9 protein-coding genes are annotated in these 13,660 nt (G+C 56.2%); 1 reads left to right on the plus strand and 8 read right to left on the minus strand.

Annotated features, from left to right (window positions below; genetic code table 11):
- Nucleotides 1-147 precede the first annotated feature (147 nt).
- From mazG to rlmD, 3 genes are all read right to left on the minus strand, one after another.
- Nucleotides 148-939: a nucleoside triphosphate pyrophosphohydrolase gene (gene mazG, locus LZP96_RS20340; RefSeq protein ID WP_064327203.1), complete on the minus strand. Its 792-nt coding sequence runs from the start codon at nt 937-939 to the stop codon at nt 148-150.
- Nucleotides 940-1,006: 67 nt separating this feature from the next.
- Nucleotides 1,007-3,238, minus strand: a complete 2,232-nt coding sequence (gene relA / locus LZP96_RS20345; RefSeq protein WP_064327204.1) for a GTP diphosphokinase — start codon at nt 3,236-3,238, stop codon at nt 1,007-1,009.
- A gap of 52 nt (nt 3,239-3,290) precedes the next feature.
- A complete protein-coding gene (gene rlmD / locus LZP96_RS20350) occupies nt 3,291-4,589 on the minus strand; it encodes a 23S rRNA (uracil(1939)-C(5))-methyltransferase RlmD (protein WP_064327205.1) in 1,299 nt (432 codons plus the stop codon).
- Between the two features lie 57 nt (nt 4,590-4,646).
- Between rlmD and barA the strand changes: the two genes are divergently transcribed.
- The gene (gene barA / locus LZP96_RS20355) at nt 4,647-7,406 is read left to right on the plus strand and encodes a two-component sensor histidine kinase BarA (RefSeq protein ID WP_064327206.1); all 2,760 of its coding nucleotides are present in this window, start codon (nt 4,647-4,649) and stop codon (nt 7,404-7,406) included.
- A gap of 74 nt (nt 7,407-7,480) precedes the next feature.
- On the opposite strand, the gene LZP96_RS20360 is transcribed toward barA, so the two are convergent.
- The 5 genes from LZP96_RS20360 to LZP96_RS20380 all read right to left on the minus strand — a co-directional run bounded on the left by LZP96_RS20360 (nt 7,481) and on the right by LZP96_RS20380 (nt 13,656).
- The gene (locus tag LZP96_RS20360) at nt 7,481-8,620 is read right to left on the minus strand and encodes a glycerate kinase (RefSeq protein ID WP_064327207.1); all 1,140 of its coding nucleotides are present in this window, start codon (nt 8,618-8,620) and stop codon (nt 7,481-7,483) included.
- Nucleotides 8,621-8,697: 77 nt separating this feature from the next.
- Nucleotides 8,698-10,038: a glucarate dehydratase gene (gudD, locus tag LZP96_RS20365; protein ID WP_087892638.1), complete on the minus strand. Its 1,341-nt coding sequence runs from the start codon at nt 10,036-10,038 to the stop codon at nt 8,698-8,700.
- 13 nt (nt 10,039-10,051) lie between these two features.
- Nucleotides 10,052-11,392, minus strand: coding sequence for an enolase C-terminal domain-like protein (locus tag LZP96_RS20370; RefSeq protein WP_064328182.1), 1,341 nt, complete (start codon nt 11,390-11,392; stop codon nt 10,052-10,054).
- Entirely contained in the window at nt 11,392-12,747 is a 1,356-nt protein-coding gene (locus LZP96_RS20375; protein ID WP_064327209.1) for an MFS transporter, read from the minus strand. Before LZP96_RS20375 ends, LZP96_RS20370 begins: the two co-directional genes overlap by 1 nt.
- Nucleotides 12,748-13,206: 459 nt before the next feature.
- Nucleotides 13,207-13,656 (minus strand): flavodoxin, encoded by a 450-nt coding sequence (locus LZP96_RS20380; RefSeq protein ID WP_064327210.1) that lies wholly within the window; start codon nt 13,654-13,656, stop codon nt 13,207-13,209.
- Nucleotides 13,657-13,660: the final 4 nt, after the last annotated feature.

Genomic DNA, 13,660 nt, shown 5'->3' on the forward strand with positions numbered 1-13,660 from the left:
ACAAACATTCATTCTCCGTCTCCTGCTTCAGGTTTTGACAAACATAGGGAGTGAGAAAATAGCCCCTTTTGATTTATTGTTTTTGACGCAAATCAAGCGCTTGTCATTTAAAAAATCACACAAATTGCGCTTGATCGCGCAATTTCGTTAGAGATCATGTTCCTGGCGTTTTACTTCCTGCCAGACTTCTTCCATTAAATTCAGATCAACGCCGGTCATTTCCAGGCCTCGCGAGGCCACAATGCGTTCCACTTCCCGGAAACGGCGTTCGAATTTGAGGTTGGCTTTTTGCAGTGCCGTTTCGGCTTTTACGCCTAAATGGCGCGAAAGATTCACCGTCGCGAACAACAGATCGCCCATCTCCTCTTCAAGCCGGGCTTCATCCACGACGGCCTGCTTCGCTTCATGCATGACCTCGTCGATCTCTTCGTAGACTTTGTCCAGCACCGGCCCCAGGGTGGTCCAGTCAAAGCCAACCGTTGAACAGCGTTTCTGGATTTTATGGGCGCGCATTAACGCAGGCAGGCTCATGGGGATATCGTCCAGGGCCGAGTGCTGGGATTTTTCGGCACGCTCGGCGCTTTTTATCTGCTCCCAGCGGGTCAGCACTTCCGTGCTGTTCGCGGCGGTGGCATCGCCAAAGATGTGCGGATGGCGACGCTCCAGCTTGTCGCTGATGGCGGCACAAATGTCATTGAAATCGAAACGCCCCTCTTCCTGGGCCATTTGCGCATAAAACACGACCTGGAAAAGCAGGTCGCCCAACTCACCGCGAAGATCGTCGAAATCTTCACGAGAAATGGCATCCAGCACTTCGTAGGCCTCTTCAAGGGTGTAAGGCGCGATGGTCGCGAAAGTCTGCTCTTTGTCCCAGGGACAGCCGGTTTCCGGGTCGCGCAGACGTTTCATAATGCCGAGCAGGCGGTCGATTTGGGTCATGTCTGTTTCCATAAATAACGCAGCCGGGCGACGGCGACGCCTTGCCCGGCCTGAATGAGTGAGAGGATTAACCGCCGTGCAGACGACGCGCGTCAATCACATCGGGGACCTGGTTCAGTTTACCGAGCACGCGGCCCAGCACCTGCAGGTTATAGATTTCGATCGTCATATCGATGGTGGCGAGCTGTTCACGGGTGTCGCTGCGGCTGGCCACGCCAAGCACGTTGACCTTCTCGTTTGCCAGGATAGTGGTGATATCCCGTAACAGGCCGCTGCGGTCGTTGGCGGTGACGCGGACCACCAGTGAATAGCCCGCTGAGTAGCTTTCGCCCCACACGGCATCGACGATTCTTTCCGGGGCATGCGATTGCAGTTCAGCAAGCTGATCGCAATCGGCACGGTGGATCGAGATCCCGCGTCCCTGGGTAATAAAACCGACAATATCGTCCCCGGGGATAGGCTGGCAGCAGCGCGCGATGTGATGCATCAAATTACCGACGCCCTCAACCACCACGCGACCGTTATCTTTGCTGCGCTGCTGCGGCACGTAGGTTTTTTGCTGCAGCTGCTTCAGCGCGGCGGCATCCTGCTCTTCTGCGCTTGGCTTGTTGAACTGAGCCTGCAGGAAATTCACCATCTGGTTAATGCGAATATCGCCGCCGCCAATGGCCGCCAGGAGTTCATCAAGCTCGTTGAAGTTATAACGCGGCAACAGCTGTTTTTCCGCTTCCTTCAGGCTTATGCCAATATGTTCCAGCTCGTCGTCCAGAATCTGACGGCCCGCCAGAATGTTTTTGTCACGATCCTGCTTACGGAACCAGGCGTGAATCTTCGAGCGGCCACGGCTGGTGGTGACATAGCCAAGGTTTGGGTTCAGCCAGTCGCGGCTCGGGTTCGGCTGTTTCTGGGTGATGATTTCAATTTGGTCGCCCATCTGCAGCTGATAGGTGAACGGCACAATACGCCCGCTAATTTTCGCGCCTATGCAGCGGTGCCCCACATCGCTGTGGATGTGGTAGGCAAAGTCGAGCGGGGTGGAGCCGGCGGGCAGATCCACCACATCCCCTTTTGGGGTGAAGACGTAGACGCGGTCATCGAAGACCTGGCTGCGTACTTCGTCAAGCATTTCACCCGAGTCGGCCATCTCTTCCTGCCAGGCGATAAGTTTACGCAGCCAGGCAATGCGATCCTCGTGCCCCGTGCGCGTGCCGGTGGAAGGGCCTTCTTTGTATTTCCAGTGTGCAGCCACGCCAAGCTCTGCATCTTCGTGCATCTGCTTCGTACGGATCTGAATCTCGACCGTTTTGCCCCCGGGCCCCAGCACGACGGTGTGGATTGACTGGTAACCGTTCGGTTTTGGGTTGGCAACGTAGTCATCAAATTCATCCGGCAAATGGCGGAAGTGCGTATGCACTATCCCCAGCGCGGCATAGCAGTCTTGTAAACGTTCCGCCACGATACGTACCGCGCGCACATCGAACAATTCATCAAAGGCGAGGTGCTTTTTCTGCATTTTGCGCCAGATGCTGTAGATGTGTTTAGGGCGACCGTAGACTTCGGCCCGCACGTTCTCTTCTTTCATGGCCTTGCGCAGGCCCCCAACGAACTCGTCGATGTAGTGTTCACGATCGATACGGCGTTCGTGCAACAGTTTGGCGATGCGCTTATATTCCGCCGGATGCAGATAACGGAAGCAGTAATCTTCCAGTTCCCATTTGAGCTGGCCGATACCTAAACGGTTGGCCAGCGGCGCGTAGATGTTGGTGCACTCTTTTGCCGCCAGCACGCGTTCATCTTCCGGGGCGTCTTTCACCTCACGCAGATGCGCCACGCGCTCCGCCAGTTTGATGACCACGCAGCGGAAATCATCCACCATGGCCAGCAGCATGCGGCGAACGTTATCAACCTGTTCAGAGGAGACAGAATCGGTTTGCGCCGCTTTAAGCTGGCGGATCGCCGCCATATCGCGCACGCCGTGGATCAGCGCCACCACGGGTTGACCCACGCTTTCGCGAAGGACATCCTCGCTGACGACTTCCGCGTCGGCCAGCGGGAACAGCAGCGCTGCCTGAAGGGTTTCAAGATCCATGTTGAGCATGGAGAGAATTTCGACCATCTCTATGCCGCGCCATAACAGCAGTTCGGCGTCGGCATGGCCCGTTGTGGTCCGCAGACAGTATGCCCAGGTTTCGGTTAAGCGCTCACTCGATTGCTGGCTTGAAATCCCCAGACTGTCAATCCATTTTTGCGGGTCAAACTCGCCCGCTTTATTAAGATGTGCACTGCGTACCGCAACCATCGTCCTCTCCTTTAGGGACCAGGGCCTGTCGAATTCGACAAGCCAAAACTCATTAGATGTGCTCGAACAACACCATCGATTCCAGATGCCCAGTGTGCGGGAACATGTCAAGCATTGCCAGACGCTGAATCTGGTAACCTGCGTTCACTAATACATCACTGTCTCGGGCAAGCGTTGCCGGGTTACAGGAAACATAGACCACACGCTCAGGCGCAAGTTTAATTATATGCTGCATCACGCCGGGCGCACCTGCGCGAGCCGGGTCGAGCAGAATTTTATTGAAGCCCTGCTGCGCCCACGGCTGCAGGGTGACATCATCTTCCAGGTTTTCATGAAAGAATGTCACATTGTGCAACCCATTCTGACGGGCGTTTTCCTGACCTTTGAGGACCAACGCCTCGACGCCTTCCACGCCCACAACCTGCGCCGCCCGCGCCGCCAACGGCAGGGTAAAGTTACCCATGCCGCAGAAGAGATCGAGTACCCGGTCTTCAGGCTGAACATCCAGCCACGTCAGCGCCTGGTCGACCATCTGCTGGTTAACGCCATCGTTGACCTGAATAAAGTCTCGCGGGCTGAACGATAAGCGTAGACCGTCTGAAGAGTACCAGGGCGCTTCACCTGTAATCTGGTGAAGTATCTCGCTTTGCGGTGCCAGGAACAGCGACAGATGATGTAAATGCGAAAAGCGTTCCAGTTTTTCGCGATCCTGCACCGACAGCGGCGAAGTATGACGCAGCACCATTAACGGTCCGTTATCGGCATGCACCAGTTCGACGTGGCCGAGGGATCGCCCCCCCTGCAAATCCGTTAGCAGGTTGCGTAATTCCGGCAGCAATGCCTCAAGTTGGGGCACCAAAACAGGGCATTGTCTGATATCGACAATGTCACTGGAGCCTGCCTGACGGAAACCCATCTCCAGCTGCTGCTTTTTAGGCGAGTAATTTACGCTCAGCCGCGCACGGCGACGATAGCCCCAGGGCTCAGCGGCAATAATGTCGTTGACCTCTCGCTTCATCATCCGCGCCAGCGCGGTGCTTTTGCTGCGCTGTTGTAGAGCAACGCTGGCATGCTGCTGCTGACAGCCTCCGCAAACGCCAAAATGCACGCAGCGTGGCGCGACGCGCTCCGGGCTGTCCGTGAGACGGCGTTTCACCCGCCCACGGGCATACTGGCGCTTCTCTTCTGTGAGCGTGACTTCTGCCCGTTCTTGCGGTAATAATCCGGCGATAAATAACGCTTTACCATCATGACGCGCCACACCCTGACCAAAGGGATCCAGGTCTGTGACATCAACAGTTATGATCTGACGCGTCGTCACGCGTCGCTTTGCAGAGTAGAATTGCGCCATTGCAGAGAATTTTCTCAAATAAACATAATGACTCTAATTGTCCCATAACGGAACGCCATGACCAACTACAGCCTGCGTGCGCGCATGATGATTTTGATTCTTGCCCCAACCGTCCTTATCGGTCTGCTGTTGAGCATCTTCTTTGTTGTGCACCGCTATAACGACTTGCAGCAGCAGCTGGAAGATGCCGGAGCCAGCATTATCGAACCGCTGGCGGTCTCCAGCGAATACGGTATGAATCTGCAAAATCGTGAGCCGCTTGGTCAGCTAATTAGCGTGCTGCACCGCCGTCATTCGGATATTGTCCGCGCCATTTCCGTCTATGATTCGCATAATCGCCTGTTTGTGACCTCCAATTTTCATCTCGATCCCACTGAGCTTAAAATTCCCGATGGCACCTCGTTTCCGCGTCACCTGAACGTGATTCGGCGCGGCGACATTATGATTTTGCGCACCCCGATTGTGTCAGAAAGCTATTCGCCTGATGAATCTCCCCTCTCTGATGCCAAGGCCAGTAATAATATTCTGGGCTATGTGGCGCTGGAGCTGGATCTCAAATCGGTCCGCCTGCAGCAGTACAAAGAGATTTTCATCTCCAGCGTCATGATGCTGTTCTGCATCGGTATCGCCTTGATCTTCGGCTGGCGTCTGATGCGGGACGTCACCGGTCCCATCCGTAATATGGTGAATACCGTTGACCGCATTCGCCGCGGTCAACTGGATAGCCGCGTCGAGGGCTTTATGCTCGGCGAACTGGATATGTTGAAAAATGGTATCAACTCGATGGCCATGTCGCTGGCAGCCTATCACGAGGAGATGCAACATAACGTGGACCAGGCCACGTCCGATCTGCGTGAAACGCTGGAGCAGATGGAGATCCAGAACGTCGAGTTGGATCTGGCCAAAAAGCGCGCGCAGGAAGCCGCGCGCATTAAGTCAGAATTCCTCGCCAATATGTCTCACGAACTGCGTACGCCGTTGAATGGCGTGATTGGCTTTACCCGTCTGACGCTGAAATCCGAACTGAATCCTACCCAGCGCGATCATCTGCATACTATTGAACGCTCTGCGAATAACCTGCTGGCGATCATCAACGATGTGCTCGACTTCTCGAAGCTGGAAGCCGGTAAACTGCTGCTTGAAAGCATTCCATTCCCGCTACGCAGCACGCTGGACGAAGTGGTGACCCTGCTGGCGCACTCCTCGCATGACAAAGGGCTGGAGCTAACGCTCAATATTAAAAACGACGTGCCGGATAACGTGATTGGCGATCCGCTGCGTCTGCAGCAGGTGATCACCAACCTGGTCGGGAACGCGATCAAATTTACCGAAAGCGGCAATATTGACGTGCTGGTTGAGAAACGCGCAATCAGTAATAACAAAGTGCAGATTGAAGTGCAGATCCGCGATACCGGCATTGGCATTCCGGAGCGCGATCAGTCGCGTCTGTTCCAGGCGTTTCGACAGGCGGATGCCAGCATCTCCCGACGCCACGGCGGTACCGGGCTGGGGCTTGTGATCACGCAAAAACTGGTGAAAGAGATGGGGGGCGATATCTCCTTCCACAGCCAGCCAAACCGTGGCTCGACCTTCTGGTTCCACATTAATCTTGATCTCAATCCTAACGTTATCACCGATGGTCCGATGACGGACTGCCTGCGCGGAAAACGTCTGGCTTATGTTGAGCCCAACGCAGCTGCGGCGCAGAGCACCCTGGACGTGTTGAGTATCACGCCGCTCGAGGTGATTTACAGCCCTACGTTCTCCGCACTGCCGCGGGACCATTACGATATTCTGCTGATGGGGATCCCCGTAACCTTCAGCGGTGAGCTGACGATGCAGCAAGAGCGGCTGGCAACTGCCGCTTCGATGACGGATCACCTGCTTCTGGCGCTGCCCTGCCACGCACAGCTCAATGCCGAAGAGCTGAAAAGCGACGGTGCCGCTGCCTGCCTGTTAAAACCGCTCACGTCAACGCGCCTGCTGCCCGCCCTGACCGAGTATTGCCGCCTGAATCATTACGCGCTGCCGGTGGTGTCTGACGATCATAAATTGCCCATGAGCGTAATGGCGGTTGACGATAATCCGGCCAACCTGAAATTGATCGGCGTGTTACTGGAGGATCAGGTTCATCATGTCGAGCTGTGCACCAGCGGCGCACAGGCGGTGGAGCAAGCCAAACAGATGCAGTTTGATCTGATTCTGATGGATATTCAGATGCCCGATATGGATGGCATCCGCGCCTGCGAACTTATCCGTCAGCTTCCCCATCAGCAACAGACGCCGGTGATTGCGGTTACCGCGCATGCTATGGCGGGGCAAAAAGAGAAGCTTTTGAGCGCCGGGATGAATGACTACCTGGCAAAACCTATCGATGAAGAAAAGCTGCATAACCTGCTTTTACGTTACAAACCGGGTATTACCGTGGCGCCCCGCCAGGTTCAGACTGAACCGGTGGAGATTGTCGTTAATCAGAACGTCACCTTTGACTGGCAGCTGGCTCTGCGTCAGGCGGCAGGCAAACCCGATCTGGCGCGTGAAATGCTGCAAATGCTGGTCGCCTTCCTGCCGGAAGTGCGGAACAAGGTTGAAGAGCAGCTGGTGGGTGAAAATCCGGAAGCGTTACTCGAATCCATTCATAAGCTGCATGGCAGCTGCGGCTACAGTGGTGTACCGCGCCTGAAAAATCTGTGTCAGCTGCTGGAGCAGCAGTTACGTTCCGGCACCCCTGAATCTGAGCTGGAACCGGAGTTCCTGGAACTGCTGGATGAAATGGATAACGTCACGCGGGAAGCCAGAAAGCTGTTTGGACACTGACCCACAGGCCCGGTGACGTGCTTAACCGGAAGAGAACAGCAAATCGGCTGGGCAAGGCAGCCCGGCCTTGTACGCTAGATACCTTGCCCCACTTTTAACAAGGCGGCGATATTTCTCGCGGCCATGTGCACATTGGCGCGGGCGTTCGCCAGGGCGTCGTCCAGCGAGCAAATGGTATAGATCACGCTAAAGACCGCGTCGATTCCATGGTCGTGTACCACACCGACATCTGCCGTCAGGCTGCCCGCGATTCCGATAACCGGTTTGTTAAAGCGCTTCGCCACTTTCGCTACGCCTACGGGCACTTTTCCATGAATAGTCTGGCTGTCGATGCGCCCTTCACCGGTGATAACGAGGTCTGCATCGGCAACCTGGTCAGCCAGATGCAGGGCGTCAGTAACAATCTCAATGCCCTGGCGCAGTTCTGCGCCGCAAAACGCGTACAGCGCCGCCCCCATACCGCCCGCCGCGCCGCCGCCAGCCAGATCTAACACATTGATATCCAGATCCCGGGCAATGATCCTGGCGTAATGCGCGAGCCCACGATCCAGAGCGACAATCATCTCTGGCGTCGCCCCTTTCTGCGGGCCAAATACCGCCGATGCGCCCTCTTCCCCGGTGAGCGGATTGGTGACATCACAGGCCACTTCAATTCGGCAATCGGCCAGGCGCTTATCCAGCCCAGAGCAGTCGATACGCGCCAGCGTCTCCAGCGCGCCTCCCCCCTGCCCGACAGGACGATCGTCAGCATCGAGTAACCGTGCCCCGAGCGCCTGCACCATACCGGCACCGCCATCGTTGGTGGCGCTGCCGCCAATGCCGATGATGATGTGCTTCACGCCAGCATCCAGGGCATGGCGGATCAGTTCCCCCGTGCCCCAGGAGGTGGTCTTTAACGGATTACGTTGCGCAGGGGCAACAAGCTCAAGTCCGCTGGCTGCCGCCATTTCGATAAACGCGCTCTGCTCGTCACCGGAGACGCCATAGAACCCTTCCACGCGCTCGCCCAGCGGGCCGCTGACGGGAACATGGACTATCCGCCCGTGGGTTGCAGCGACCATGGCCTCCACAGTCCCCTCCCCGCCATCGGCGACGGGCAGTTTGACATACACTGCCGACGGGAAGATCTCGCGAAAACCCTGTTCGATCGCTGTCGCAACCTCAAGAGCACTCAAACTTTCCTTATACGAGTCCGGTGCGATAACAATTTTCATAAGCCATCCTTACGCATAGTAATCACGTTAAGCATACACCACGTAAATGACCGCCAGTGGGAGCGGTCCCAGTACAATTATCGTACCATGCAGGGGCGCTTATTGTCGAATGTCCAGTCGGGGATCAGGTACTGCATGGCCATCGCATCGTCACGCGCGCCCAGGCCATGCTTCTGGTACAACTCGTGCGCCTTCATCAGCTGATCCATATCCAGTTCAACGCCCAACCCAGGCGTGGTGGGCACCTGAACCATACCGCCTTTAATCTCGAACGGTTGTTTCGTCAGACGCTGGTTACCCTCCTGCCAGATCCAGTGGGTGTCGATGGCGGTAATTTTGCCCGGCGCTGCCGCCGCAACGTGGGTGAACATCGCCAGAGAAATATCAAAGTGGTTATTGGAATGCGAGCCCCAGGTCAGGCCGAATTCATGACACATTTGCGCCACGCGCACCGAGCCTTGCAGGGTCCAGAAATGTGGATCCGCCAGCGGAATATCAACCGATTGCAGTGAGATCGTATGCCCCATCTGACGCCAGTCGGTCGCAATCATGTTTGTCGCCGTCGGCAAGCCGGTGGCGCGACGGAATTCAGCCATGATCTCGCGCCCCGAAAAGCCCTGCTCCGCCCCGCAGGGATCTTCCGCATAGGCCAGCACGCCTTTTAACCGTTTACCCAGCCTGATGGCCTCGTCGAGCGACCATGCACCGTTCGGATCCAGCGTCACGCGCGCCTGTGGGAAACGCGCTGCCAGCGCCTCGATCGCCTCGGCCTCTTCATCACCCGCAAGCACGCCGCCCTTGAGCTTGAAATCGTTAAAGCCGTATTTTTCATAGGCGGCTTCCGCCAGACGGACGACCGCATCCGGGGTCATCGCCTCCTCGTGGCGCAGGCGATACCAGTCGCCTGTCTCATCCGGCTGGCTTTGATACGCCAGCGGGGTGCGTTTCCGGTCACCGATGAAGAAGAGATAACCGAGCATTTCCACTTCGCTGCGCTGCTGGCCATCACCCAGCAGCGAAGCGACGTTCACGCCCAGATGCTGACCCAGCAGATCGAGCATGGCCGCTTCGATGCCCGTCACCACGTGGATTGTCGTGCGCAGATCAAACGTTTGCAGACCACGCCCGCCGGCATCGCGATCGGCGAAGGTACTGCGCACCGTATTTAAGACGTTTTTGTATTCACCCAGCGTTTTGCCCACGACGAGAGGAATGGCCTCTTCCAGCGTTTTACGGATCTTCTCACCGCCCGGAATTTCACCCACGCCGGTCTGTCCGGCGTTATCTTTAATGATCACAATATTACGGGTAAAAAACGGTGCGTGTGCGCCACTCAGGTTCATCAACATACTGTCGTGGCCCGCGACCGGGACAATCTGCATTGAGGTGACAACCGGGGTAGAAAATGTGTTCATCATTCAGTCCTTTTCTTTAGTGACGACCAAACGCCGGGCGTTTGCGGTCAAATGTCCAGCCGGGTACAAGGTACTGCATTGGGCCTGCATCGTTGCGTGCGCCGCCGGGGAGCGTTTTGTACAGCTCGTGCGCCTTATGGATCTGATCCCAGTCCAGCTCGACACCCAGCCCGGGCGCATCCGGCACGGCAATCTTGCCATTTTTAATCTCAAGTGGATTTTTGGTCAGGCGCGCGTCGCCCTCCTGCCAGATCCAGTGCGTGTCTATCGCGGTCGGCGTTCCTGGCGCGGCGGCCCCGACGTGGGTAAACATGGCGAGGGAAATATCGAAGTGATTATTTGAGTGGCAACCCCACGTCAGGCCCCAGTCGTCGCACAGTTGTGCCACGCGCACCGCGCCGGAAAGGGTCCAGAAATGTGGATCGGCCAGCGGAATATCGACCGCGTTGAGCATTACCGCATGGCCCATTTCACGCCAGTTAGTGGCAATCATGTTGGTCGCGACAGGCAGCCCCGTTGCCCGGCGAAACTCGGCCATCACTTCGCGTCCAGAGAACCCCTGCTCTGCCCCACAGGGATCTTCCGCATAGGTCAGAACATCGTTAAGGCCTTTGCACAGGGCGATAGCTTCATCCAGATGCCAGGCGCCGTTAGGGTCGACGGTGATACGGGCGTCCGGGAAGCGTTTTTTTAATGCCCGCGCGCTCTCAATCTCCTGCTCGCCCGGCAGTACGCCGCCTTTTAGCTTGAAATCTTTAAACCCGTAGCGATCCTGTGCCGCTTCCGCAAGGCGGACCACCGCCTCGTGGGAGAGGGCTTCCTGATGACGCAAATGATACCAGTCATGATTCCCCGGGGTGTTTTCCCGATACGGCAGGTCCGTCTTGCGGCGATCGCCGAGGTAAAACAGATAGCCCAGAACGGTCACGGCATCACGTTGCTTGCCCGGCCCTAGCAGCTCGCACACCGGTACGTTTAGCGCCTTACCCAGTAAATCGAGCAGTGCGGCCTCCAGTGCCGCCACCGCATTCACCCGCAGTTCGAAGGTCCACGCACCTTGAGCAAAGGTATCAAAATCAGCCGCCTGATTGCCTTTGTGCACACGTTGCACCACGCTGTTCAGACGGGCGATTTCCTGACCCACTACCGAGGGAATGGCGTCTTTCAACGTCTGATAAATAACGTCGCCGCCGGGCGCTTCCCCAACGCCGGTATTGCCCGCACTGTCGGTGAGCACCACAATATTTCGGGTAAAACAGGCGTTATGGGCACCGCCAATGTTCAGTAACATACTGTCATAGCCCGCGACGGGAATGACCTGCATATCGGTAATTTTTGGGCTCGACTGGCTTGTCATCATGCACGCTCCACGACAGGTTTAAGTTCGATACGTTTGATATCACCCACCAGCACCAGATAGCTCAGGACCGCGACCAGCGCATGGACCCCGACATAGATGAGCGCACCGTTAAAGGAACCCGTTGTCCCGACGATATAGCCTATGGCGATCGGGGTGACGATGCCGGAGATATTGCCGAACATATTGAACAGACCGCCGCTTAAGCCGCTGATCTCCTTCGGCGCGGTATCCGCCATCACCGCCCAGCCCAGCGCACCGATGCCTTTGCCAAAGAATGCCATCGCCATAAAGCCGATAATCATCCACTCGGCGCTGACATAGTTACAAAACACCATGGTCATGGAGAGCAGCATCCCCAGCACGATAGGGGTCTTGCGGGCGATATTCAGCGATCCGGTACGGCGCATTAACCAGTCGGAAATGACCCCGCCAAGCACCCCACCAACAAAACCACAGATGGCCGGCACCGAGGCGACAAAACCGGCTTTAAGTATCGACATCCCTCGTGCCTGCACCAGATAAACCGGGAACCAGGTGATGAAGAAGTAGGTTAAGGCGTTAATGCAGTACTGCCCCAGATAGATACCGATCATCATCCGCGAGCCGACGAGCTGTTTTATCTGTTGCCATTTCTGGCTGAACGGGACTTTCTCTTTTTTGGCTGCCTGATCCATGTTGATCAGCGCCCCGCCCTCGGCGATGTACTCCAGCTCCTTCTTATTCACGCCGGGATGCTGGTTAGGCTCGTGGATCACTTTTAGCCAGACGAAGCTGATGATGATCCCAAGGCCGCCCATAAAGAAGAAGACGTGCGACCAGCCCACTTCATGCGTCAGCCAGCCCATAATGGGCGCGAAAATGACCGTCGCGAAGTATTGTGCCGAGTTGAAAATGGCGACGGCGGTTCCCCGCTCCTGCGCCGGGAACCAGGCTGCGACGATCCGGCTGTTTCCGGGGAAAGAAGGCGCTTCAGCCAGGCCGACCAGGAAGCGCAGCGTAAAGAGCGCAACGATGATGCCAAAGCCGTTAAAGACGTCGACAAATCCCTGCAGCAGAGTGAACAGGGACCAGATAAAAATCGACCAGAAATAGACGCGCTTAGAGCCAAAACGGTCAAGGAGCCAGCCGCCAGGAATTTGGCCGATAACATAGGCCCATGAAAAAGCAGAAAATACGTAACCCATACCGACCGCATCCAGGCCGATATCTTTGGCCATTTCCGATCCGGCAATCGACAGCGTGGCGCGGTCACCATAGTTGAACGATGTGACGATAAACAGCATCACCACTATCCAGTAGCGGGCGTTGGTGCGCTTCTCAGCGCTGCTCGCCGCGTGGCTTAATGTACTCATTGTTGCACTCCTGAATCATAGCTTTTAGCCTGGTTCATTCTGTACGGCACAACCTGTAGGGTAATCAGAATGAGAGATGAGTGTTGGGCAGTTTTAGTACGGCTTGATGCCGTTTTAGAGTCATGCTCTGCCTTTTCGGTCACTGACGGGAAAAGTATATGAAGGAGTGCCTCTTTCTCTCACCGTGCAAAAACACAACATTGACGGCCTAAACAGAGGTTGTTTATGGCATAAGCCCGAGGGAGTGGAAGGTGCTTCACGAAAACAGAGGAAGTGTGAGTGTGGTCAAGGTGCAACAAGGCAATCGCGACGCTGCCATGTTCAGGGGGTCACAAAGACGACATTATCGGCCGGGCGGCGACGCTATGCGTCTTACCCGGCCGATAAGGGCTGCCCCTCACATTGGCATCGCCAAAAAAGGAGGTGAGTGTTGAGCTTTTGCGCGAAAAGGCATTCGCCTTATTTAAGCAGTGTCGCCCAGTGCTCTACCCATGGGCTGGACTCGCTTTCGGGTTCCGGATGTTCACTGGCATCAATCAGCAGCATTTCGCCAATCCGCTGTGCGCCCTGCTCCTGAAGCAGCGCATCGAACTGCTTACCGCCGCCGCAGAAATGGCTATACGAACTGTCGCCCAGCGCAATCATGCCGTAGCGGGTTTCAGGCTGAAAGCCCACGCGATCTTTGATGGCCTGGAAAAGCGGAACAATGCTGTCAGGAAGATCGCCCTGTCCCGTTGTGGAGGTCACCACCAGCACATACCGATCTTTATACTTAAGCCAGTCCGCCAGTTCGGCATCTTCATAAACCGTGGCTTTATGGCCCAGTCCGGCCAGAATCGCCTCTGCCTCTTCGGCGACCAGCAGTGAGTTGCCGTACATTGTACCGACAAAAATTCCAACTTCAGCCATGCTT

It is taken from the genome of Huaxiibacter chinensis, from assembly GCF_022171985.1.
GTDB classification, from domain to species: domain Bacteria; phylum Pseudomonadota; class Gammaproteobacteria; order Enterobacterales; family Enterobacteriaceae; genus Enterobacter; species Enterobacter chinensis_A.

What these genes read in the sequence shown, in the direction of transcription:
- LZP96_RS20380 (WP_064327210.1), bottom strand. Translation starts at nt 13,656, where the DNA reads ATGGCTGAAGTTGGAATTTTTGTCGGTACAATGTACGGCAACTCACTG.
- LZP96_RS20370 (WP_064328182.1), bottom strand. Translation starts at nt 11,392, where the DNA reads ATGACAAGCCAGTCGAGCCCAAAAATTACCGATATGCAGGTCATTCCC.
- LZP96_RS20360 (WP_064327207.1), bottom strand. Translation starts at nt 8,620, where the DNA reads ATGAAAATTGTTATCGCACCGGACTCGTATAAGGAAAGTTTGAGTGCT.
- mazG (WP_064327203.1), bottom strand. Translation starts at nt 939, where the DNA reads ATGACCCAAATCGACCGCCTGCTCGGCATTATGAAACGTCTGCGCGAC.
- barA (WP_064327206.1), top strand. Translation starts at nt 4,647, where the DNA reads ATGACCAACTACAGCCTGCGTGCGCGCATGATGATTTTGATTCTTGCC.
- relA (WP_064327204.1), bottom strand. Translation starts at nt 3,238, where the DNA reads ATGGTTGCGGTACGCAGTGCACATCTTAATAAAGCGGGCGAGTTTGAC.
- rlmD (WP_064327205.1), bottom strand. Translation starts at nt 4,589, where the DNA reads ATGGCGCAATTCTACTCTGCAAAGCGACGCGTGACGACGCGTCAGATC.
- gudD (WP_087892638.1), bottom strand. Translation starts at nt 10,038, where the DNA reads ATGATGAACACATTTTCTACCCCGGTTGTCACCTCAATGCAGATTGTC.
- LZP96_RS20375 (WP_064327209.1), bottom strand. Translation starts at nt 12,747, where the DNA reads ATGAGTACATTAAGCCACGCGGCGAGCAGCGCTGAGAAGCGCACCAAC.